Raw genomic sequence first — 22895 nt, 5'->3', positions numbered from 1 at the left:
CGCAAGAATGCTTCAAATATATTGACAGACAAAGTCGGGAGCTTTCAGATTCACTGATAGGAGGCCGACATGAATTTTTCCAGTGACAATATCCAGCTGTTCCTCGCCGTGCTCGATCGGGGTTCGTTTTCCGCAGCGGCGCGCACCCTTGGCCGGGTACCCTCTGCCGTCAGCATGGCCATCGGTAACCTTGAAGCCGAACTGGGCTACTCGCTGTTCGAGCGCGGCCCGCGCGAGGTTCGTCCTACCGCTCAGGCTGTGGCGCTAGAGCCACACGCCAGGCTGATCGCCGAGCAACTGGGGCTATTGCAGGTGCACGCACTGGAGTTGTCGCAAGGGCTGGAGAGCAGCCTGACCCTCGCCGTGGTCCCGGACATAGATCAACGGCCGCTGTTTGCCGCCATCGCGAGGCTTGGCGAGCGCTACCCGCTGCTGGACATCCGGCTGCTCAGTGCCCCACAGGAAGACGCACTGCAGTTGCTCGACAGCGGCCGTGCCGACCTATGCCTGGCCTTCGCTGGCCTGCACGTCGATGCCAGCCGGGGGTTCCAGCACATTGGTACGGAGTCGCTGGTTGCCACCCTGTCACCCGCGCACCCGGCACTGCGCGACGGGCGCATCCGCTACCTGGAAGACCTGATCAACGTGCGCCAGATCCTGGTGCGCAGCCGCGACCTGCCGCTGGCCGACCCGCGCGCGCTGATCGGTGCCACGCACTGGTCCACCGACAGTTTCGACTTCGCCGTACAAATGGTCGAAGCAGGCCTGGGCTGGGGCGATTTGCCATTGGCCAGGGTGGCGCCGCTGATCGCTGACGGGCGCCTGGTACGTCTGCGATTTGCAAATACCCGCAACGAACTACAGTTGCCGATTCATGCCTTCTGGCGCAGGCAGCAACCGCTGCGCCAGGCGGCGCGTTTGCTGATCGAACAGCTAGCCAAATGCTAGCGCACCGTCCGTCGAAATCGCCTCAGCCTAGTGACGTAAGTGCTTCAATTTTTGTGGGATTTGCCGATAGCAGAGTGGACAGGCCCATCGCGCCAAAAGCGTGCAGTGCCCTTCCCTCCATGGCTCAAGGTCTCGAAACATGAACCTGAAATTTCGCCACAAGATCCTCCTCAGCGCATGCGGCATCGTGGTGCTGGCTTTTGCCCTGTTCACGCTTTACAACGACTACCTGCAACGCAAGACCATCACCCAGAACATCGAGTCGTCGATGCAGCAGTCCGGTGCGCTGACTGCCAGCAGCGTGCAGAACTGGATGAGCGGGCGCATCCTGGTGCTGGAGAACCTGGCCCAGGACATCGCTGAACAAGGGGCGGGCGATACCCTGGCTGGGCTGATCGAGCAGCCGTCGTACACGAAAAATTTCCTGTTCACCTACCTGGGCCAGGCCAATGGTGTGTTCACCCAGCGCCCCGACGCCCAAATGCCGGCCGGCTACGACCCACGCCAGCGCCCATGGTACGGCGCCGCGGCCAGCGCCGGGCAGACCGTGCTCACCGCCCCTTACCAGGGCGCGGTCGGTGGCCTGATGGTGACCATCGCCACGCCGGTGAAGCGTAACGGCGAAATGCTCGGGGTGGTCGGCGGCGACCTGACCCTCGATACCTTGGTGCAGATCATCAACTCGGTCGACTTCGGCGGCATCGGCCACGCCTTCCTCGCCGACAGCAGCGGCCAGGTGATCGTCAGCCCCGACAAAGACCAGGTGATGAAGAACCTCAACGACATCTACCCAGGCTCGGGCCTGCGCGTGGCGGCCGGCCTGCAGGATGTCACCCTCGATGGCCAGCAGCGGTTGATCTCCTTTGCCCCGGTGGCGGGCTTGCCGTCTGCCCAGTGGTATATCGGCCTGTCGATCGACAAGGACAAGGCCTACGCCGCCTTAAGCCATTTCCGCACCTCAGCGATCATCGCCATGGTCATTGCCGTGGCGGCCATCGCCGGGCTGCTGGGCTTGCTGATCCCGGTGCTGATGCGCCCACTGACCACCATGGGCCGCGCCATGCGCGACATCGCCGAAGGTGAAGGCGACCTGACCCGCCGCCTTGAGGTACCGCGCAAGGACGAGTTCGGCGAACTGGCCACCTCGTTCAACCGCTTCGTAGAACGCATTCACGCCTCGATCAGCGAAGTGTCGTCGGCTACGCGGCTGGTGCACGACCTGTCGGAAAAGGTGGTCAACGCCTCCAATGCATCGATCATCGGTTCCGAAGAACAGAGCATGCGCACCAACAGTGTCGCTGCGGCCATCAACCAGCTGGGTGCCGCCACTCAGGAAATCGCACGCAATGCTGCGCACGCCTCGCAACACGCCAGTGGTGCCAGCGAACAGGCCAATGGCGGGCGCGAAGTGGTGGAAGAAGCGATCAACGCCATGACCGCCCTGTCGCAGCGCATCAGCGAGTCGTGCGAGCAGATCGAAACGCTCAATGCCAGCACCGACGAAATCGGCAAGATCCTCGACGTGATCAAGGGCATTTCCCAGCAGACCAACCTGCTGGCGCTCAACGCCGCGATCGAAGCGGCCCGTGCAGGAGAAGCCGGGCGTGGGTTTGCCGTGGTCGCCGATGAGGTGCGCAACCTGGCGCACCGCACCCAGGAATCGGCAGAAGAGATCCACCGCATGATCACCAGCCTGCAGGTCGGCTCCCGCGAGGCGGTGCACACCATGAACACCAGCCAGGTGTCCAGCGAACAGACCGTGCAGGTCGCCAACCAGGCCGGTGTACGCCTGACCAGCGTGACCCAGCGCATCGGCGAAATCGATGGTATGAACCAGTCGGTGGCCACTGCGACCGAAGAGCAGACCGCCGTGGTCGAGAGCCTGAACCTGGACATCACCCAGATCAATGCGCTGAACCAGCAAGGGGTGGAGAACCTCAACCAGACGTTGCAGCATTGCGATGCGCTGGCGCAGCAGGCTGGGCGTTTGAAGCAACTGGTGGGCAGCTTCCGCATCTGAGGTGACACGCCGGCAGGCTCGTCTCATGCAGGGGGCGAGCGGGCCGGCGTAGAAGGCCAGCGGTTATAACCTAATAACGAACAAGTCTATTTGGCTATATAAACTACCTATATGCTGGCACCCATCCGATCACGGGCAAAGCTGGGCAGTCGAGTAGCGTATGGATGTAGGTTCTTTCGGTTTCACCATAGCCGGGCTGGTTGTGGGGTTCATCGTCGGCATGACCGGCGTCGGTGGCGGTTCGCTGATGACGCCTATCCTGCTGTGGTTTGGCATCAGCCCGGCCACTGCCGTGGGCACTGACCTGCTGTACGCCGCCATCACCAAGGCCAGTGGCGTCTGGGTGCACAGCCGCAACAAGAACATCGACTGGAAAATCACCGGCCTGCTCAGCATGGGCAGCGTCCCGGCCGCAGCGCTGACCCTGTGGTTCCTGAGCACCCTGCACACCGACACTTCGGCGCTCAATGCCATCATCAAGCAGGGCCTGGCGGTGGTGTTGATCCTCACTGCACTGGCGATCCTGTTCAAATCGCGCCTGCAAGCGTTCGCCAACCGCCATGCCGGTGACCATTACCAACTCAGCGACCGCAGCCTCAACATCCTTACCGTACTCACCGGCGTGGTGCTGGGTGTCATGGTCACCCTGACCTCGATCGGTGCGGGTGCCTTGGGCACCGTGGCGCTGTTCCTGCTCTACCCGTTCCTGGTCACCCGGCGCCTGGTGGGCACCGAGATCGCCCACGCGGTGCCGTTGACCCTGGTCGCAGGCCTGGGCCACGCGGGCATGGGCAACATGGACTGGTCGCTGCTGGGCTACCTGCTGCTGGGCTCGTTGCCTGGCATCTACCTGGGCAGCCACCTCACCGGGAAGATCTCCGACCGCGTGCTGCGGCCCTGCCTGGCGGGCATGCTGTTGCTGATCGGGTACAAGCTGGCGTTCTGAGGCAAGGTTTTGCGGTGAGCTGGGTTGGCCGTTGTGCAGGCCATTGCAAGCCGGAATCACCCCAGCCGCAAGCGCCAGCTTCCGGTAAAGCTCAGCTGCACACGTGACAAAGGCAGCACATCCATCTGCCGATGGGCCGCCAAGGGGCAACCCAGCACCTGCACCAGTACCGCGCGAATGACCATGGGATGCGTCACCGCCACCCACTCGCCCGGCTCATCGAAGGCCGCCAGCCACCCCGCCATGCGCTGGCACAACTCGCCGAACGACTCACCACCATGTGGCGCACTGTGCGGGTCGTCCAGCCACAACGCCAGCGCCTGCGGGTGCTCAACCTGCAACCGCTTCAATGCCAGCCCCTGCCAGCGTCCCAGGTCGCAATCGGCCAATGCCGGCTCGACCTGCGCCAGTGCCGAAAACCCGTCCGCCGTTTCCCTCGCACGCCGCTCCGGCGCGGTGAGGATGCGCGTTTCAGGCGCCACGGCGAACGGTTGGGCGAGCATCGGCAGAATGCCGTCGTCGGGGCCGTGCAGGTGCCCGGTCTTCTGCGCCGTTGTCAGGGCATGACAGATCAAGGTCAGGTGTACGGCTTTCACCAGTTGGCTTCTTCTTGGAGGACGGCCGAATGGTTTAGCACGCCGAGGTTATTTTTTCCGCAACAATGTCGCGGCTGGGGAGGAACACTGCGTTACGATGGTCAGTCCAAATTAGGCGAAATGCCACTAGAGTCGAGCCGAATGCCAGCCAGTCCCTCCTCACCCAGCCCGTTGCTGCTAGCCCTGCGCGAGGGCACCCGCGATTGCCACAAGTCGCTCGAAGCACGCCTGCCATTCTTTGCAGCGAGCTTCGATGCCGCGGCCTACAGCCGGCTCCTGCAAGCCTACTATGGGTTCCACGCGCCCCTCGAAGCTCGCCTGGGCGACTACCAGGAACCGGTGAGGGCCAAGACACCCGCGCTCACGCTGGACCTGCAAGCCCTGCATCTGAGCGCCGCTGACATCGACGCCCTGCCCCTGTGTAAGGCGTTGCCGGGTATCAAAGATGAGGCCGGTGCGCTGGGTGTGATGTACGTTCTGGAGGGCTCCACCCTGGGCGGCCAGGTACTGAAAAGGGCGATGGCGGAACGCCTGGGGCTCGGCCCGGCCAACGGCACAGCCTTTTTCGATGTATACGGTGCGCGGACCGGCGACTACTGGCGCCGCTTCCTCGACCGCCTTGGCCAGGCGTCGAGCGCACCTGCAGCGCAGGCCGCCACCGTGCAGGCGGCCATCGAAACATTCCAGAGCTTCGAGCGCTGGCTTGAGCAACGCAACGTGCTTGGCCAGATACCTGGCTGAAGCATGGGCCCGGTTTCACCGGTGATCGCTGGTCCCGTCGAGCGCTCGGGCTATTACAGCTCTGCTATGGGGGCTGCTGCGCAGCCCAATCGCCGGCAAGCCGGCTCCCACCACGACCGCGCCGTTCTTCAGGCCTGCGCTTTACCTGTGCAAGCAACGGTCCTGCCCAATTGCTAAAAGCCGGCGCAAATCCATGTGGAAGCCGGCTTGCCGGCGATAGGGCCTGCTCAGGTAAACAGGTGCAGCAGCCCCCACACTGGCACCAGCCCTGCAAGCCCAACCGCCAGCCGCGGCCAATACGGCAACTGCACGACCAGCAGCATTGCACCGAGCGACATCATCGCCAACCAGGCTACCGGCGCCATGGCCCAGCCCCAGACCTGGGCGCACAGCAGCAGGCTGATCATCAGTGCCAGCCAGCCAGCGCCACGCAGCACCCTGCGCAGTGGCCGCGGGCAAGGCCGCTGCCATACCTGTTTATAGTGCCGTTCCAGGCCTTGGCAAAGGCCAAGCATACCGGCATAGGCGAACAGCGCGCCGCCCGCGATCAACATCATCATGCGCCTGCCTCCACGCTGCGCCCTGCCCTGGCCCTGGGTGCATGCAGCATTCGCCCGCCTTGCTGCACGCGCCACGCCACCACACCGAGCAACACCCCCAGCACCATTGCGCAAGCCACCACGCCCAAGCGCAAGGCATCCCCCAGCCCACCGAACAGCCCAAGGCCCATGCACAGCAGTGCCGTCAGCCCCAGTTGCTCCACCCACGCCCGGCGCGCAGGCCTGATACCCGCATGCAGCAGCGCCAGCAGCCATGTACCAAAGAATGCCCGCACCTCCCAGGCCTCGCGCTGTACCAGCTCGACCGGCAGCAGGCGGCTGGCCCACAGCAAGCCGACACAGGCCAGCAGCAAACCGGTGACGAAACCGACATTGCACACCTCGGCAACCCGGTACCAACGCCGCGCCGACAACTGCGCGCTGGTGCTGGCGTACTTACGCCCACGCTTCACGCAAAACAGCACCAGGCCACTGGCGATCATCACGCAGCTGATGACCCCACACACGAAGTACAACCAACGCATCGGGTATCCGCCAAACTGGGCAAAATGCAGGCCGACCATGACCCGCTGGGTCAGGGGAGCCGCGCGCCACTCAGTCACATCGCTGAGCAGCTGACCGCTGACACCATCGAATACCATGGCCTGCCCCTTCGACAGCGCGATGCGATTACCCAGCTCAGGGCGAATCTCGATACGCGCCCCAGCGGTATTGGGGTTGCGGATATTGAAACCGGCTATGGGCCCCAACCGTGCCTGCGCCTGGGCCAGCAGCGGCACCACATCGACCAGCGCCGCGGGCTGCCTGGCCAAGGCCCTCGGCTGCTCCAGGCGGGCGTTGCCCTGGGCCTTGAAGTAGGCCCGGTTGTCCCCGGCGAACAGCGCATCGACACCTGCAGGAATGTAGATGAGCATGAAGATCACCAGCCCGGTGTAGGTGATCATCAGGTGGAATGGCAGCAACAGCACGGCACTGGCGTTGTGAAAGTCCAGCCAGGAGCGCTGGCCCTTGTTCGGCCGGAACGTGAAGAACTCCTTGAAGATCTTCTTGTGGATGACAATGCCGGTGACCAGCGCCGCCAACATCACCAGCGCCAATGCACCGACCACGAAAATGCCCCAGTTGCGCGGCAGGTCGAGGGTGAAGTGGAAGCGGAAAAAGAAGTTGCCGCCAACGCTGTCGCGTACCGCGATGGCCTCGCCGGTCTGCGGGTCGAGCTGTACGCCACCGCCATGGCGCCGCTCCCCGGTAGACACACGCAGCCCGGGCGAGCGATCGGTGGGCAGGCTGATGCCCCAGTTGCCGGCCTGCGGTTCATGGGCCTGCAGGTAGGCAATGGCGCGCTGCGCGGCATCGGCCTGGGTCACTGCATTGGCCGGGATTTCCGGCTGCATCCAGTGGTTGAGCTCTTTGTCGAACACCGCCAGGGTGCCGGTGACGAAGATGGCGAACAATAGCCAGCCGACAACCAGCCCACCCCAGGTGTGCAGCCAGGCCATCGATTGGGTGAACGTGTTCTTCATGCCAGCCACTCCAGTACCTGGGGCCAGAAGCCGATCAACGCCAAGGGTGCAGCCAAGGCCAGCGGTAGCCAGGCACGCACCGCGTCACGGCTGGCGAAGGCCCAAAGGATGACTGCGGTGTAGAAGACGAAGGCCGGCAGGGTCGCGACGATGACCGCATCGGCGGGGGACAGGGGCAACAGCCGGGCCAGGCAGGCGCTGGCGGCATAGGTGAGTGCGTAGCCGCCGACCAGCGCGGCGCTGCTGCGCGAGAGGATCAGCAGCCAGGCGGGTTTATTGTTCATTGGCACATTTCCTGGTAGTCGCATCGAGGCAAGCCCGCCCCCCCATTCAATCCACTTGCGTTGTGCCAGTGGGGTATCTGGAGAAGCGGGCTTGCGCCGAGAATGGGCCGCAGTGCGGCCTCAGCATCAGAACGAGATATTCAGGGAAGCGAACAGCGCACGCCCCGGCTGGTTATAGGTGTTGGCGCCCGAGCTGCTGGCATTGCCACCGCGATAGATCTGCTTGTCGAACACGTTGTTCACGCCCACCCGCACGTCATAGTTGGCGTTGAACTTGTACCCGGCGCTGACATCCACCAGCCCGTAGGCCTCGACATCCTGCTGCGCCTCGGCGTCGTAGTCTTCCTCGGTGCGGTAGTTGTAGGTCGGCGACTTCTGCTTGCCGTAGTAGGTGCCGGCCAGCTGGAACGAAAGCTTGTCGGTGGCGCGCCAGTCCAGGGTGCTGTTGAGCGTGTACTCGGGGATCACCGACAGCGGCTCGCCCGTCTCACGGTTGTCGTTGTCGAGCATCCAGGTCAGGTTGGTGTTCCAGTCGAGCACCGGCGTCAGTTCGACGAACAGGTTGCCCTCGATGCCTTCCACCCGCGCCTCGCCAGCATTCTCCCACTGAGTCACACGGCGGCCGCTGTTGATGGTGTAGAGCACATCGGTATCACCGATGATCTTGTTCTTGTAATCGTTGCGGAAATACGTCGCGCTGGTACGCCAGGTGCCGCGGTCATACAACAGGCCGATTTCCTTGTTGACGCTGATTTCCGGCTTGAGGTCGGCATTGCCCTGCAGGTAGCAGCCCCCGGAGTTGCTCTGCTGAATGCTGCAGCCGTTGCCGCGGCTGTAGAGCAGGTAATTGGGGTTGGACTGATACAGGTTCGGCACCTTGTAGGCCCGTGCGATACCGCCCTTGACCGACAGCGCATCGGTCAGCTTGTGCGACAGGTTGAGGCTGGGGCTGAAGTTGTCGCCAAAGGTTTCGTGGTGGTCGAAGCGCAAGCCCGGGGTGACGGTGGTGTCGCCCAGCACGATGTTGTCCTCGACGAACAGCGCGTAGCTCTTGGCGGTCATCTTCGAGTCGCTGCGGTCGAAGCCACTGATGACGTCACTGCCACCGCCGCTGGGGTCGAAGCTCTGCGGGCGGAACGAGCCCTGGTCGTTGAGCGATTCATAAAGATATTCGCCGCCCAGGGTCAGCACATGTTCGGTATTGCCCAAGGCCAACGGCAGGTTCACCTCGCTGCTCAGGCGAGTGTTGCGCAGCCGCGACATGGCTGCACCGCTGTCGTTGATCGCACCCTCAGGGCCACCGGCCAGCCCTTCGTTCAGGCGCCAGTTGCGCACGTACTCGTAAGCCAGGCTAGTCTTGCTGGTGCCCCAGCTGAAATCGCCCAGGTGGGTCAAGTCATAGGTGTTGCGCTGCATGACGTTGGTCTCGTGGCCATACAGGCTGGAGATCAGGTCGACATTGCTGCCGCCGTTGCTGTTCATGGTGTCGCCGGCATAGAGGTTGCCCTGGCGGCTGTAACCGGCGCTGGCTTCCAGGCGGTGCTCGTCGTTGAGCCTCCAGCTCAGCAGGCCGTTGATGTCCTTGTTGCGCACGCCCTCACGGCCGGCGACCAACGCGCTGTTGGCGTGGTCGGCGTTGATGTCCAGGTCATCGGCGTCGGTCTTGGCCAGGCCACCGTACAAACGGAAACCGAGGTTGTCGGTAAGCCCGCCGCTGAGGTTGAAGTTGGCACGACGGCTGGCACCCTCGGCGCTGTCCTCGGGCATTTGCGTGAACAGGTTGAGGCTGCCCTTGAACGCCTCGGTGGGCCGCTTGGTGATGATGTTGACCACCCCGCCCATCGCACCCGAGCCGTAGCGCGCCGCCGCCGGGCCGCGCAGGATTTCGATGCGCTCGACCGCCTCGGCCGGCACCCAGTTGGTTTCGCCGCGGGTGTCGCGGTCGCCGTTCCAGCCGTAGCGCACCGCGTTGCGTGCGCTGGACGGCTTGCCATCGATGAGGATCAGGGTGTTTTCCGGGCCCATGCCGCGCAGGTCGATCTGCCTGTTGTTGCCACGCGCACCACTGGCGCTGTTGCCAGTCAAGTTGACCCCCGGCTCACGACGGATGATGTCGGACAAGTCATTGGCCGGCGGGCGACGCTTGATGTCTTCTTCAGTGATGATCGACGAACCCAGCGCCTGACGCGCTTCGCGTTCTGCAGTGACCAGGGTGTCCTGGATCACCAATGCGTCGTCCGCCACCGGCATCTCCACTACCTCACCAGGTCTGCGCTCCACTGTCTCGGCGGCGCTCGCCATCATGGCCGGTGACGCCAACGCGACGAACGCCAGGGCCAGGCTGTTGGGTGAAGTTCTGCACTGCATTGACACATCTCCTGCGATGGGTAAGCGAAGGGCACATCCCTGCCAGGAAGCCGGAGGGCCCACGCCCACCGGCCTCGCAAACACTGTTCGGGGGCCAACAGGGTTGGTAAATATAGTGATTCTCAAATGGGTTTAAATCTTATTTACGAAACTTACATGTTTGCACCGGAACTTTTCCTACGCGTCATCAGCCCGTGTACAGTCACTTCTGCCCCGCCATGAGACGAGACAGCGTTTCCATGCTCCCAGCCGCTTTGATCTTCCTGCTCACCCTCACCCTGGTCATCTGGCAGCCCAAAGGCCTGGGGGTTGGCTGGAGCGCCACGCTCGGCGCCGTGCTGGTCCTGGTGTTCGGCGTGGTATCGCTGCATGACATCCCCACGGTCTGGGCCATCATCTGGAACGCCACCGCCACCTTCATCGCCCTCATCGTCATCAGCCTGCTGCTGGACGAAGCGGGCTTTTTCGAATGGGCGGCGTTGCATGTGGCGCGCTGGGCCCGCGGGGACGGGCGCCGGCTGTTTGCCTTCATGGTGCTGCTGGGCGCGGCGGTATCGGCGCTGTTCGCCAACGACGGCGCGGCGCTGATCCTTACCCCGATCGTCATGTCGATGTTGCTGGCGCTGCGCTTCTCCCCAGCGGCGACCCTGGCCTTCGTCATGGGTGCAGGCTTCATCGCCGACACCGCCAGCCTGCCGCTGGTGGTGTCCAACCTGGTGAACATCGTCTCGGCGGACTACTTCGACCTGGGGTTCAACGCCTATGCCTCGGTGATGGTGCCGGTGAACCTGGTGGCCGTGGCAGCCACGCTGCTGGTGCTGTGGCTGTATTTTCGCCGCGACATTCCGCTGCGCTACGCCACCGAAGACCTCAAGGTGCCGGCCATGGCCGTGCGCGACCGGGCAACGTTCCGTGTCGGCTGGGCGGTGCTGCTGGCATTGCTGGCCAGCCTGTTCGTGCTCGAGCCCATGGGGATCCCGGTCAGTGCCGTGGCCGCAGCCTGCGCAGCGGTACTGTTCGCCGTCGCCGCCCGCGGCCATGTGATCTCCACCCGCCGCGTGCTGCGCGAGGCACCGTGGCAGATCGTGGTGTTTTCGTTGGGGATGTACCTGGTGGTCTACGGCTTGCGCAATGCTGGCCTCACCGACTCGCTCGGCAACCTGTTGAGCTGGCTGGCGGGGCAAGGGCTGTGGGCAGCCTCGCTGGGGACCGGCCTGATTGCGGCGCTGCTGTCGTCGGTCATGAACAACCTGCCCAGCGTGTTGATCGGCGCGCTGTCGATCGAGGCCAGCGAGGCGCAGGGTGTGGTGCGCGAGGCGATGATCTATGCCAACGTGATCGGCTGCGACCTGGGGCCGAAGATCACCCCGATCGGCAGCCTGGCTACGCTGTTGTGGCTGCATGTGCTGGCGCGCAAGGGCGTGAGCATCGGCTGGGGGTATTACTTCAAGGTAGGGGTGCTGTTGACGGTGCCGGTGCTACTGGTGACCTTGGCAGCGTTGGCGTTGCGCCTGAGCCTGTGAAAACGCTGTCGCCGTCTATCCTGACCAGGTGACTGTGCGGCGCACGCAGGTTGCACAACGCCCCCGCGGGATGGGGGTGTTGGGACCCCGATTGCGTCGGTCGCGTGCACGCCATTTCGACCAATGGGGGGACATGCCATGTGCGGACGCTTCGCCCAGTATCAGGGCCAGGCCGATTACCTGCGTGAACTGGCGGCCGGGCAGGAGGTGATAAGCGGTTACGACAACGTGCCCATTGGCCGTTACAACGTGGCCCCTGGCAGCCGCGTACTGGTTATGTACAACCCGGGCAATGGCCTGCGTATCGACCCCTGCCATTGGGGTTGGGCACCGTTCTGGGCCAAGGGCTCGCAAGCTGCACCAATCACCGCACCGGTTGAAGCCGTGCCCACCGGCACGTTTCTCAAGGCGTTCTGGCCTCAAGGGCGGGCACTGGTCATGGCCGACGGCTGGTATGAATGGGTGAGCGACCCGCACGACCCCGAGCGCAAGCAGCCCTATTTCATCCGCCTGAAAAGCCAGGCACCGATGTTCATGGCTGCGCTGGCTCAGGTACGTGCAGGATCGGAGCCGAACGAAGGGGATGGCTTCGTCATCGTGACCGCAGCGAGTGAAGCGGTAATGGTCGATAGCCACGACCGCCGGCCACTGGTACTGGCGCCGGCGGATGCATGGACGTGGATCGACTTGCAAGTGCCTGCCGAGGAGGCCGAGCGGCTGGCACGGGAGCGGTGCCTGCCGGTGGAGGCCTTTGAATCGTTTGCGGTGGGCAAGGACGTGTCGGATGAGCGTGATGAAGGGCCGCAGTTGATCGTGATGCAGCCCTGAACACGATGCGGGTCGCCTAGACCTGCAATTCCACCTCCGGTTTCTGCTCCAGCAGCGACCAACCGCCCTGCCCGTCCACTTCCAGCCTGTGGGTATGGAACCCGGCCAACGTGCTGCGGTGGCCGACACTCACCAGCAAGGTCTGCGGCATCTCATTGCGCAGCAGCGAATACAACGCATGTTCCAGGCCTTCATCCATCGCCGAGGTGGATTCGTCGAGGAACACCACCTGCGGCCGGTTGAACAGCACCCGCGCAAACGCCAGCCGCTGCTGCTCACCCACCGAGAGGATATGCGACCAGTCGCAACTGACCGCCAGCCGCTCAGCCAGGTGGGCCAGATTGACCTGGCGCAGCGCCTGCTGCATGCGCACTTCGTCCTCAGGCTTGCTGTCGGTTGGGTAGGCAATGGCGGTCCGCAGGTCGCCCAAGGGCAGGTACGGGCGCTGCGAGAGGAACAGCGCCTCGGTAGCGGTGGGCCGCCTGACCTCACCCTCGGCGTACGGCCAAAGCCCGGCCAAGGCGCGCAGCAAGGTGGTTTTGCCACTGCCCGAAGGGCCTTTGATCAGCAGCGCCTGGCCGGCCTGCAGGCGCAAGTCGAGGTCGGCGATCAGCGCGTAGCCATCGGGGCGCATCACCTGCAACCCCGAGATATCCAGGGCATACGCCTGCTGCTGGGTGCTGACCCGCGGCAACGTGCTGGCCTGCTGATTGGCATCGAGAAAACCGGTCAGACGGTCGAGCGTGGCGCGGTACTGGGCAAAGGTGTCGTAGGACTCACGGAAGAACGACAGCGCATCCTGCACCTGGCCAAACGCTTGGGAGGTTTGCATGACATCCCCCAGCTTGATCGCGCCACTGAAGAAGCGCGGTGCCTGGAGGATGAACGGGAACACCACTGCCACCTGGCTGACGCCCAGGTTGAAACCGCTGAACTTCAGGTTCCGGAACACCAGTGCCCAGACATTGACGATCAATGCCCCGAAGCGACCTAGCAAGGTCCCCCGCTCCACGTGGGCACCCTGGTAGAACGCGATGTTCTCAGCGTTTTCCCGCACGCGCATCAGCGCATAACGGAAGTTGGCGGTGAGTTTTTCGTTGAGAAAATTCAGGCGGATCAACGGCTGTCCGAGGCGAAAGGCAATCCAGGTGGCGATCAGCACGTATACATAGACGGCGAACACCATGGCCCGGGGGATTTCCACACCCGCTACCGCCAGCGGCGCCGACAGGCCCCAGAGGATGGCGGTGAAGGCCACCAGCGAGACCAGCGCGCTGACCGCGCCTAGCGCCAAGGTTACCGAGTTAGTGACGAAGGCGGTGACGTCCAGTTCGATGCGCTGGTCGGGGTTGTCTACAGGCTCGGCGAGAAACTGGCCGCGGTAATAGGCGTCACCGTGCAGCCAGTCATTGGTCAGGCGCTCGGTCAGCCAGACCCGCCAGCGGATGCTGAACGCCTCCGTCACGTAGAAGGTGAACAGTGAACGAAGCACGTGAAGGGTGGCCAACACCGCGAACACGCCCAGCAAGTACCAGAAGGCGGTCCGGTCGAGGGCCTGCAGGGCACTGTAGAAGCCGTTGTACCAGAACGAGAACAGTACGTTCATGCGTACCGAAAACAGCGTCAGCACCAGCAGTGCGGCAAACACCAGCAACGGCCGCCAGCTGCGCCTGAAGCTGAAATAGGGCCCGGCAAGCTGCCAGAACTGGCTGCCCCAGCGCGTGTAGCGCACAGCCAAGGCAGCGGCGGCAGTGAAGCCGATCAGGGTGATGAGTGAAGCGATTGCAAGCCAGCTCAGGCTCTCTTGCAGGGCCTGGTGCCAGTTCATGTCCATGGTGCGTACCCGTGACGAGTGTTTCCGCGAGCGTAGCATTGCGCAGGCAGTCGTCAGGCATTCATGACGGACATTTCATGTTGTCGGCACTGCCCCTATCACCGGCAAGCCGGCGCCCCAGGGGTGCAAGCGCTTGCTAGCGACGGGGCAGCGCAGACGAACGCTAAGCCAAGGCTTCCATCACCTTGGGGTCCAAGCCCTCCCCGGCATGGGCCTGGGCCCACTCCCCCAACTGCCTGCGCATCGCTGGGGTCCAGAAGTTCTGCAAGTGCTGCTGCACCCCTTTCACCGCCAACGCATGATCAGGCTCGCTGTCGAAGTAATGGGCAATCTGGTTGGCCATCTTGACCAGTTTTTCGCTGCTCATCGGCGCACCTCGGCCTGTTCAGGCTTGCCGGCCGTGCGCCGCTCCTTGAGCAGGCGCCGCTGTTCATCGCTGAAGTCCTGGTAGCGCTTTTGCCACTGCGACGGGTGGAACACCTTGACCACCTCCACCGCCGTTACCTTGTATTCCGGGCAGTTGGTGGCCCAGTCGGAGTTGTCGGTGGTGATCACGTTGGCGCCGGACTCGGGGAAGTGGAAGGTGGTGTACACCACCCCCGGTGCCACACGCTCACTGATTTTGGCGCGCAGTACCGTCTGCCCTGCACGGCTGCCGATGCCGACCCAGTCGCCGTCATGGATGCCGCGGCTTTCGGCGTCAGTGGGGTGCAGTTCCAGGCAGTCGGCAGCATGCCAGGCTACGTTGGCGGTGCGCCGGGTCTGGGCACCGACATTGTACTGGCTGAGAATGCGCCCAGTGGTCAGCAGCAGGGGGTAGCGGCTGTTGACCTTCTCGTCGGTGGGCACATAGCCGGTGAGCATGAAGCGCCCCTTGCCCCGCACGAACTGATCGATGTGCATGGTCGGCGTGCCGTCGGGCGCGGCTTCGTTGCAGGGCCACTGCAGGCTGCCATGGCGGTCGATCTCGGCGTAGCTGACGCGGTGGAAGGACGGCGTCAGGCGGGCGATTTCGTCCATGATCTCGGACGGGTGGCGGTAGCTCATCGGGTAGCCCAGGGCATTGGCCAAGGCCACGGTGGCCTCCCAGTCCGCCTTGCCGGCCAGCGGCTGCATCACTTTGCGAACCCGCGAAATGCGGCGCTCGGCATTGGTGAAGGTGCCGTCCTTTTCCAGGAACGAGCTGCCCGGCAAGAACACGTGGGCGAACTTGGCCGTCTCGTTGAGGAAGATGTCCTGCACCACCACGCACTCCATGGCCCGCAGCGCAGCCGTGACGTGCTGGGTGTTGGGGTCGCTCTGGGCGATGTCCTCACCCTGGCAGTACAGCGCCTTGAAGCTGCCGTCCAGCGCCGCTTCGAACATGTTGGGGATGCGCAGGCCCGGGTCGGGCTGCAGGGTGACGCCCCAGGCCTGCTCGAACTCGGCACGCACGGCCTCGTTGGAGATATGCCGGTAGCCTGGCAGCTCATGGGGGAACGACCCCATGTCGCACGAGCCCTGCACGTTGTTCTGCCCCCGCAGCGGGTTTACGCCCACCCCTTCACGGCCGATATTGCCGGTGGCCATGGCCAGGTTGGCGATGCCCATCACCGCGGTGCTGCCCTGGCTGTGTTCAGTCACGCCCAGGCCGTAGTAGATCGCTGCGTTGCCGCCTGTGGCATACAGCCGGGCGGCGGCGCGGATCTGCTCGGCGGGCACGCCGCACACGGGGCCCTGCACTTCAGGGGCGTTTTCCGGGAGGCTGACGAAGTCGCGCCAGCGGGCGAAGGCCTCACTCTCGCAGCGCTCGTCGATGAAGCGCTGGGCCAGCAGCCCCTCGCTAACGATCACATGGGCCAAGGCGTTGAGCATGGCCACGTTGGTGCCCGGGCGCAGTTGCAGGTGCAGCTCGGCACGGGCGTGGGGCGAATCCACCAGGTCGATGCGCCGCGGGTCGATCACGATCAGTCGCGCGCCTTGGCGCAGGCGGCGCTTGAGCTGCGAGCCGAACACCGGGTGGGCGTCGGTGGGGTTGGCACCGATCACCAGGATCACGTCGGCCTGCATGACCGAATCGAAACTCTGGGTGCCCGCCGACTCACCGAGGGTCTGCTTGAGGCCGTAGCCGGTGGGCGAATGGCACACCCGCGCGCAGGTGTCGACGTTATTGTTGCCAAACGCCGTGCGCACCAGTTTCTGCACCAGGTAGGCTTCTTCGTTGGTGCAACGGCTGGAGGTGATGCCACCGATGGAATCGCGCCCGTACTTGAGCTGGATGCGGCGGAACTCGCTGGCCGCGTAGGTGACGGCCTCATCCCAGCTGACTTCCTGCCACGGGTCATCCAGGTGCTTGCGGATCATCGGTTTGCTGATTCGGTCAGGGTGGGTGGCATAACCCCAGGCGAAGCGGCCCTTGACGCAGGCGTGGCCGTGGTTGGCGCCGCCGTTCTTGTCCGGGACCATGCGGACCAGTTGGTCACCCTTCATTTCGGCACGGAACGAGCAGCCCACGCCGCAGTAAGCGCAGGTGGTGATCACCGCGCGTTCCGGCTGGCCGATCTGCACCAGGCTTTTTTCGGTCAGTGTGGCCGTCGGGCAGGCTTGCACGCAGGCACCGCACGACACGCATTCGGAGGTGAGGAAGTTGTCACCACCGGCTGCCGCCACCCGCGACACGAAGCCGCGCCCGGTGATGGTCAGGGCGAAGGTGCCTTGGATATCCTCGCAGGCACGCACGCAGCGGCTGCAGACGATGCACTTGCTGGGCTCGTAATCGAAGTACGGGTTGGACTCGTCCTTCTGCTCGGCCAGGTGGTTGGCGCCGTCATAGCCGTAGCGCACCTCCCGCAGGCCGACTTGGCCGGCGACCGTCTGCAGTTCGCAGTTGCCGTTGGCCGAGCAGGTCAGGCAGTCGAGCGGGTGGTCGGAAATGTACAGCTCCATGACGTTGCGGCGCAGGTCGGCCAGGCGTGGCGTTTGGGTGCGCACCACCATGCCTTCGCTGACAGGCGTGGTGCAGGACGCCGGGTACCCGCGCATGCCATCGATCTCGACCATGCACATGCGGCAGGAGCCGAAGGCCTCCAGGCTGTCGGTGGCACACAGTTTGGGGATGCTGGTACCCAGCAGGGCTGCGGCGCGCATCACTGAGGTGCCCGCCGGTACGCTGACACTGCGCCCGTCGATGTTCAGGCTGATCTGCACATCACTGTGGCGTTCAGGGGTACCCAGATCGGTCTCGGGGTCGAAGTAATTGATCACTGCGCGGCCTCCGTGGTGGTCAGCCCGAAATCGGCCGGGAAGTACTTGAGGGCGCTGGCCACCGGGTAGGCGGTCATACCGCCCATGGCGCACAGCGAGCCGTACTGCAGGGTGTCGCACAGGTCGCGCAGCAGCAGCGCCTGGTCATGGCGCTCGGTGAGGTCGCTGCTGGCAATCAGGCGGTCGACCACATCCATCCCGCGGGTAGAACCGATGCGGCAGGGCGTGCACTTGCCGCAGGACTCTTCGGCGCAGAACTGCAGGGCAAAGCGCGCCATGCTGGCCATGTTCAAGGTGTCGTCGGCCACCACCACGCCGCCGTGGCCCAACATCGCCCCCATGGCGGCGAAGGCCTCGTAGTCCAGTGGGGTGTCAAAGTGACTGGGCGGCACCCAGGCACACAAAGGCCCCCCGACCTGGGCGGCCTTCAGCGGCCGGCCACTGGCGGTGCCACCACCGTAGCCTTCCACCAGGTCCCGCAGGGTCAGGCCGAAGGCGCGCTCTACCAGGCCGCCATGGCGGATGTTGCCGGCCAGCTGAAACGGCATAGTGCCAAGCGAACGCCCCATACCGAAATCGCGGTAGAACGCCGCACCCTTGGCCAGAATGATGGGCACCGAAGCCAGGGTGAGCACGTTGTGCACCAGCGTCGGCAGGCCGAACAGGCCCTGCAGGGCCGGTAGTGGCGGCTTGGCGCGGACGATGCCGCGCTTGCCCTCGATAGATTCGAGCAGCGCGGTTTCCTCACCGCAGATATAGGCACCGGCACCCACCCGTACTTCCAGGTCGAAGGCCTGACCGCTACCGGCCACATCGGCACCGAGATAACCGGCGTCGCGGGCGATGACCAAGGCCTGATCGAGCACGCGGATCGCGTCGGGGTATTCCGAGCGCACGTAGATATAGCCCTTGTCGGCACCCACCGCGAGGCCGGCGATGACCATGCCTTCGATCAGCAGGAAGGGGTCACCTTCCATCAGCATGCGGTCGGCAAAGGTACCGGAGTCGCCTTCGTCGGCGTTGCACACCACGTACTTCTGCCCTGCCCCGGCGTCACGCACGGTGCGCCATTTGATACCCGCCGGGAACGCTGCACCGCCACGGCCGCGCAGGCCGGAATCGAGCACGGCGGCCACCACGTCGGCGCCGCCCAGCGCAACGGCTTGCTCAAGGCCGGCAAAGCCGCCGTGGGCGCGGTAGTCATCCAGCGACAATGGCCGGGTGATGCCGGCGCGGGCGAACAGCAGACGTTGCTGGGTCTTGAGGTAAGGGAGCGCTTCCACGGGCCCGAGCGCCAGCGAATGGCTGCCGGGGTCGGCCGCCAATGCATCGAGCAGCGTAGGCACATCCTCAGGGGTGACCGGGCCGAAACCCTGCCGCCCATCAGCGCGCTCGCACTCTACCAGTGGTTCGAGCCAATACAGGCCACGCGAACTGGTGCGCTGAATGTCCAGCGCCACCTGCCGTTGCTCAGCCTCGCGCAGCAACGCCTCGACAACCTGGTCGGCACCCACGGCGCGGGCCACCGAGTCGCAGGGGATAAACAGCTTCAGCATGCTGTTTCCTCCAGGCAACCGTTGACCAGCGCGCGCAGGCGCTCAGGGGTCAGGCGCGCATGCACCTGGCCATCGAGTTCAAGGGCCGGCGAGCAGGCGCACGCGCCCAGGCAGTACACCGGGCGCAGGCTGATGGCGCCGTCGGCGCTGGTGCCATGGTCGTCCAGTGCCAGCTGTTCACGCAGCTGTGCGGCCAGTGCCTCGCTGCCACGGCTCTGGCATGATTCGGCTCGGCACAAGCGCAGGGTATGGCGTGCCGGCGGCGCGGTACGGAAATCGTGGTAGAAGCTGATCACCCCGCGCACCTCGGCCAGGCTGAGGTTGAGGGCATGGGCAATGTCGGCGACGGCGGCATCAGGGATGAAACCGATGCTTTCCTGCACGGCATGCAGGATCGGCAAGAGTGCACCAGGGGTGTCCTGGTGGCGGCTCAGGATATCGTGGATAACGGGCAGGTGAAGCAATTGATCAGGCATACAGCGGACCTCGGCATCACGGCCCCCGCCAGATTGTTGTGGTGGGCAGGTGACCGGCGTGTTCTGCTGCGGCACACCGCCCCACGTCACGGTCGCGTGGTTGTCGGTGGCCTCCTTGCCGCTGGCCGTGCGTCTGCGCGCACTGGGCTCAAGGGCATTTCACAAGCATGGCACTTGTGGCGCCGGACGGATGCACGCGAGCGACCAAGCGCATCCTGAAACCGACCAGAGGGGCGGTCAGCCCAAAACCACATGCGGCAAGAAGCGTGAACTGTCCTTGGTGATAAGCGAATCATCTTCACGAATGCCAAGCCCTGAAGCCTTGTCGCCGATCACCCACGAACCAATCAGCGTGTAACTGTCAGCGAACTTCGGCAAAGGTGCAAAAGCCTGCAGAATATAGGGCGCATCGTCATAGGGCCCGTCTGCAAAGACCCGCCGCCCATCCTCGGTGTGGATATCCACGTTGGCGCCCTCACGGGAGAAGTACGGCTTGCGCACCCAGCCTTTGGGCACAGGGGCCTGTGGATTGTCGTCGACAAAGGCCGGCAGCAGGTTCGGATGGCCTTCGAACCACTCCCACAATAACGGCAGGATGCCTTTGTTGGAGATGAGTGCCTTCCAGGGCGGCTCGACAAACTGCGTGTCGCAGCCGGTAATCGCCTGGCCGAAATCCTCATGGAAGATATGCTCCCACGCATGCAGCTTGAACAGGCGCTGGATGGGCTGGCTTTGGAGGTCGACGAACCGGCCATTGTCGTGCAGGCCGATGTCTTCCAGGTCGATATGCCGTGTGCGGACACCCGCATGCTCAGCCATCCTGCGCAGGAAATCAGTGGTGCCACGGTCCTCCAGCGAGCCTGAGATGGTCGAGAAATAGAACGTCCCCTGCCCCGGCATCGCGGCAAACGCCTGCACCAGGTCTTCGGCCAGGGTATTGAACTGGCTGGCGTGCGCAGGCAACAGCCCGCGCGCTATCTGCTCCTCCAGCCAGATCAGCTGGAAGGCGGCCGCCTCGTACAGTGAGGTTGGCGTATCGTAATTGGCTTCGATGAGTTTCGCCGGGCCATTGCCGTCGTAACTGAAGTCAAAGCGCCCGTACAGGTGCGGCTGTGCCTGCTTCCAGGACCTACGCACCAGGTCGAAGAAGGCCGGTGGAATGGCCAGGCGGGCCATGAGCGCTTCGCTGTCGACGATGCGCCCGACCGCCTCCAGACACAGGGCGTGCAGCGCTTCGGTCGGCGCTTGCAGGTCTCGAACCACCTGAGCTTCGCTGAATTGGTAGTAGCCGCTCTCGTCCCAGTAACGCTGGCCTTCGATGGTGTGGAAGGCGAAACCCTCACGCTCGGCAGTCGCGCGCCAGTCGGGGCGCTCTGCCAGCTCTACCTTGCGCATGCTCACCCCCCGAAAAAGCTACCGGACTTGCCACTCCAGCCGCTACGGGCTGTGGCCTGGCTGCCAAAGCCACCCCGGGTGATCGACCCTGATGAGGCTGCGTGAGGATCCTTGCGACTCCACCTGCCGCCACCGCCGGACGAACCTGCGCTGCTGCTTTGTTCATCCTCCCTGGCACGCTGGATTTCACCCAAGGCCCCATTATGCAGCCCAGGGCGCGTTGCACTGCCGTTGGCGTACACAGGCTGTGCGCGGAAACGGCGGTCGCGGCTCCGGGCCTGCCCGAGCAGCATCCCGGCCACCGCGGCGCTGGCAATATGCCCATAGCCCCCACCCTGAGCGTAGCCAGCATCCAGTTGTGACTGGGTCACCTCAACGGCACTTTCCAGCTCGAACCCGTTCATGCGGGGCATGTAGCGCCCATCGACGGTGGTCAGGCAATTGTCTGCACCGAACTGCGCCTCACACGCGCTCTGGAACGCGAACGTTGGCGCCTGGCGAAGATAGTCGCTGTGCGCCTGCTGGTAGGCATCGGTGCAGACAGCGATCGGCATATAGTCATTTACGCAGGCAGCAACGGTGTCGTAATTGGTCTTTTGGCTGACCGTATACAATTCTTCCTGCGGACCACAGGCCGTCAGCGCCAGTGGTAACGAACCGGCCAGTACCAGCTTGAAGGAACTGCGTTTCATCGGCGATTTCATTGGCACCCTCCTGCTCAGGCCGAAGGCGTCATGCAGGCCGAGTTCAGAAAGCCGACGCTGATGGCCACGCTTGCGGCGTAGATGGCAGCTGCCAGCTCGCCCTGGGCGATGCGCTGGGACAGGCCACGCAGCACCAGGCTGGTCAGGCCGAAGGCGATCAACTGCACCACCGCTGCGATCACCACCCAGGCGACGAAGTCGAGAATGCTGACGCTGTAGGCGATGATGTTGCTGGCCGGCAGCGAAAAACCGATCAGCGAACCACCTAGAGCAATAGCGGCTGCAGGGTTGTTCTGGCGGATCAGGGCGAACTCGCGGTGCGGCGTGAGGCGGGTGTAGATGAACTGGAACAGCCAGAACATCAGCAGGGCCACACTGATATAGAGGATGAAGCCCGTCACCGCCGAGGCGTTGAGGGACAGGCGCAAAGCGTCGAGCATGGGGAAATCCTTGTCAGGTTACGTGAAAGTCCGTGGGGAATAGGGTCACACCCAGCGAGGTGGTGTAGGTGAGCGCACCGTACTCATCTTCTTCGACCGACAGCAGCAGAAATTCGCGCCGGTACGGCAAACCGGTGTCTCGGGCATAGAGCATGCACAGGTGCTGGATGCGGTACCGTGCTTCGGGGCTGGTAACCGCCTCGCACAGCGCAACCCATTCGGCGAGCCCCGCTTCGCGACCCCATTGCCGGGAATACAAATTACCTTCGTGTTCGAAGATCGGCATGCCGGCCTTCGGTGCGCTACCGGTCAGGCTTTGCAGGTGCTCCTGGTCATTGACGGCGACTGCGCTGTGGTAGCCGAACAGCACGATATCGCCCGGTTCGGCCCCGTTCATCAGCACCTGTAACCAGTAGTCTTGATTGTCCAGGTAAAAACGCACCAGGCGCACCGATTGGCCGAGGTCGACCTCGCCAACGGCCCAGACTGTTTCCGGGCCAGGTACCTGAAGCGCTGAGATGCCGTCCAGCAACGGTTTCAGTGAAGGGGCAGGCGTGAAGGTGCTGCCACTGCGCAGGCCAAATGGCAGGCTGGCCTGGTGTAAAAGCGACATAGAAAGCTCCCTGGGGTCGCGGCTATCCTTGCTGAGGGCGGCACATTACCGGGTTTCATTGCCAAGACCAAGGCTGACCCTGCGTGGAGGTTTGACGCTCGTGATGCGTGGGGCCTACTGGCCTCATCGCTGGGTAGCGGCCAAATCCAAGTTCGGGCTTGCAGGCCCGGCCACAGTTTTTGCAGCGGCCCAGCGAGACTAGGGAGCTCGGATTTCCATTGCAATGGCTCAAGGGTGCTGAAAGGGTGATTCAGAAACGGACTACAAGCCAGCATCCCGTATCTGTAGGAAACCGTTA

20 protein-coding genes and 1 pseudogene are annotated in these 22895 nt (G+C 64.0%); 7 read left to right on the top strand and 14 right to left on the bottom strand.

Going from position 1 to position 22895, the window contains the following annotated elements:
• The first annotated feature begins 69 nt into the window (after positions 1 to 69).
• The 4 genes and pseudogenes from ABRP30_RS08620 to ABRP30_RS08605 all read left to right on the top strand — a co-directional run bounded on the left by ABRP30_RS08620 (position 70) and on the right by ABRP30_RS08605 (position 3914).
• Positions 70 to 948 (top strand): LysR family transcriptional regulator, encoded by an 879-nt coding sequence (locus ABRP30_RS08620; RefSeq protein WP_349974552.1) that lies wholly within the window; start codon positions 70 to 72, stop codon positions 946 to 948.
• Between the two features lie 139 nt (positions 949 to 1087).
• Positions 1088 to 2065, top strand: a pseudogene (mcpA, locus tag ABRP30_RS08615) (methyl-accepting chemotaxis protein McpA); the annotation flags it as partial.
• Between the two features lie 162 nt (positions 2066 to 2227).
• Positions 2228 to 2968 (top strand): methyl-accepting chemotaxis protein, encoded by a 741-nt coding sequence (locus tag ABRP30_RS08610; protein WP_372490481.1) that lies wholly within the window; start codon positions 2228 to 2230, stop codon positions 2966 to 2968.
• Positions 2969 to 3128: 160 nt separating this feature from the next.
• On the top strand, positions 3129 to 3914 hold the full coding sequence (locus ABRP30_RS08605) for a sulfite exporter TauE/SafE family protein (protein WP_241803206.1): 786 nt from the start codon (positions 3129 to 3131) through the stop codon (positions 3912 to 3914).
• Positions 3915 to 3970: 56 nt separating this feature from the next.
• Here ABRP30_RS08605 and ABRP30_RS08600 read toward each other — a convergent pair whose 3' ends face one another.
• A complete protein-coding gene (locus ABRP30_RS08600) occupies positions 3971 to 4510 on the bottom strand; it encodes a histidine phosphatase family protein (RefSeq protein ID WP_349974555.1) in 540 nt (179 codons plus the stop codon).
• Between the two features lie 141 nt (positions 4511 to 4651).
• Here ABRP30_RS08600 and ABRP30_RS08595 point away from each other — a divergent pair, with 141 nt between their 5' ends.
• The gene (locus ABRP30_RS08595; protein WP_349974557.1) at positions 4652 to 5251 is read left to right on the top strand and encodes a biliverdin-producing heme oxygenase; all 600 of its coding nucleotides are present in this window, start codon (positions 4652 to 4654) and stop codon (positions 5249 to 5251) included.
• A gap of 227 nt (positions 5252 to 5478) precedes the next feature.
• Here the strand turns inward: ABRP30_RS08595 and ABRP30_RS08590 are convergent, their stop codons facing one another.
• The 4 genes from ABRP30_RS08590 to ABRP30_RS08575 all read right to left on the bottom strand — a co-directional run bounded on the left by ABRP30_RS08590 (position 5479) and on the right by ABRP30_RS08575 (position 9985).
• Positions 5479 to 5811 carry a DUF3325 domain-containing protein gene (locus ABRP30_RS08590; protein WP_241803203.1) on the bottom strand — a complete coding sequence of 111 codons (333 nt, stop codon included), beginning with the start codon at positions 5809 to 5811 and terminating at the stop codon, positions 5479 to 5481.
• Positions 5808 to 7334: a PepSY-associated TM helix domain-containing protein gene (locus ABRP30_RS08585; protein ID WP_349974558.1), complete on the bottom strand. Its 1527-nt coding sequence runs from the start codon at positions 7332 to 7334 to the stop codon at positions 5808 to 5810. The genes ABRP30_RS08590 and ABRP30_RS08585 overlap by 4 nt, the downstream gene beginning before the upstream one ends.
• Positions 7331 to 7618 (bottom strand): iron transporter, encoded by a 288-nt coding sequence (locus ABRP30_RS08580; protein ID WP_267822347.1) that lies wholly within the window; start codon positions 7616 to 7618, stop codon positions 7331 to 7333. Before ABRP30_RS08580 ends, ABRP30_RS08585 begins: the two co-directional genes overlap by 4 nt.
• Positions 7619 to 7744: 126 nt before the next feature.
• The gene (locus ABRP30_RS08575) at positions 7745 to 9985 is read right to left on the bottom strand and encodes a TonB-dependent siderophore receptor (protein WP_267822345.1); all 2241 of its coding nucleotides are present in this window, start codon (positions 9983 to 9985) and stop codon (positions 7745 to 7747) included.
• A 239-nt stretch (positions 9986 to 10224) separates the two neighbouring features.
• Here ABRP30_RS08575 and ABRP30_RS08570 point away from each other — a divergent pair, with 239 nt between their 5' ends.
• Both ABRP30_RS08570 and ABRP30_RS08565 read left to right on the top strand, forming a co-directional pair.
• Positions 10225 to 11508: an arsenic transporter gene (locus ABRP30_RS08570; protein WP_349974559.1), complete on the top strand. Its 1284-nt coding sequence runs from the start codon at positions 10225 to 10227 to the stop codon at positions 11506 to 11508.
• 138 nt (positions 11509 to 11646) lie between these two features.
• On the top strand, positions 11647 to 12336 hold the full coding sequence (locus ABRP30_RS08565; protein WP_349974560.1) for an SOS response-associated peptidase family protein: 690 nt from the start codon (positions 11647 to 11649) through the stop codon (positions 12334 to 12336).
• A gap of 16 nt (positions 12337 to 12352) precedes the next feature.
• Here ABRP30_RS08565 and ABRP30_RS08560 read toward each other — a convergent pair whose 3' ends face one another.
• From ABRP30_RS08560 to ABRP30_RS08520, 9 genes are all read right to left on the bottom strand, one after another.
• Positions 12353 to 14170, bottom strand: a complete 1818-nt coding sequence (locus ABRP30_RS08560; RefSeq protein ID WP_349974561.1) for an ABC transporter ATP-binding protein/permease — start codon at positions 14168 to 14170, stop codon at positions 12353 to 12355.
• A 163-nt stretch (positions 14171 to 14333) separates the two neighbouring features.
• Positions 14334 to 14537, bottom strand: coding sequence for a formate dehydrogenase subunit delta (locus tag ABRP30_RS08555; protein WP_349974562.1), 204 nt, complete (start codon positions 14535 to 14537; stop codon positions 14334 to 14336).
• Entirely contained in the window at positions 14534 to 17413 is a 2880-nt protein-coding gene (fdhF, locus tag ABRP30_RS08550) for a formate dehydrogenase subunit alpha (protein ID WP_349974563.1), read from the bottom strand. Before fdhF ends, ABRP30_RS08555 begins: the two co-directional genes overlap by 4 nt.
• The gene (locus ABRP30_RS08545) at positions 17410 to 18969 is read right to left on the bottom strand and encodes an NADH-ubiquinone oxidoreductase-F iron-sulfur binding region domain-containing protein (protein WP_349974564.1); all 1560 of its coding nucleotides are present in this window, start codon (positions 18967 to 18969) and stop codon (positions 17410 to 17412) included. Before ABRP30_RS08545 ends, fdhF begins: the two co-directional genes overlap by 4 nt.
• On the bottom strand, positions 18963 to 19445 hold the full coding sequence (locus ABRP30_RS08540) for a formate dehydrogenase subunit gamma (RefSeq protein ID WP_349974565.1): 483 nt from the start codon (positions 19443 to 19445) through the stop codon (positions 18963 to 18965). The genes ABRP30_RS08545 and ABRP30_RS08540 overlap by 7 nt, the downstream gene beginning before the upstream one ends.
• Before the next feature lie 237 nt (positions 19446 to 19682).
• Positions 19683 to 20840 (bottom strand): glutathionylspermidine synthase family protein, encoded by a 1158-nt coding sequence (locus tag ABRP30_RS08535; protein WP_349974566.1) that lies wholly within the window; start codon positions 20838 to 20840, stop codon positions 19683 to 19685.
• Between the two features lie 2 nt (positions 20841 to 20842).
• Positions 20843 to 21532, bottom strand: a complete 690-nt coding sequence (locus ABRP30_RS08530) for a DUF1190 domain-containing protein (RefSeq protein WP_267822327.1) — start codon at positions 21530 to 21532, stop codon at positions 20843 to 20845.
• Between the two features lie 26 nt (positions 21533 to 21558).
• Positions 21559 to 21984, bottom strand: a complete 426-nt coding sequence (locus ABRP30_RS08525) for a DUF350 domain-containing protein (protein ID WP_267822325.1) — start codon at positions 21982 to 21984, stop codon at positions 21559 to 21561.
• Between the two features lie 13 nt (positions 21985 to 21997).
• Entirely contained in the window at positions 21998 to 22597 is a 600-nt protein-coding gene (locus tag ABRP30_RS08520; protein ID WP_349974567.1) for a DUF2491 family protein, read from the bottom strand.
• Positions 22598 to 22895 lie beyond the last annotated feature (298 nt).

Source organism: Pseudomonas sp. WHRI 8519, from assembly GCF_040224055.2.
GTDB lineage: Bacteria > Pseudomonadota > Gammaproteobacteria > Pseudomonadales > Pseudomonadaceae > Aquipseudomonas > Aquipseudomonas putida_X.
This window is presented reverse-complemented; position numbering and strand designations above follow the sequence as displayed.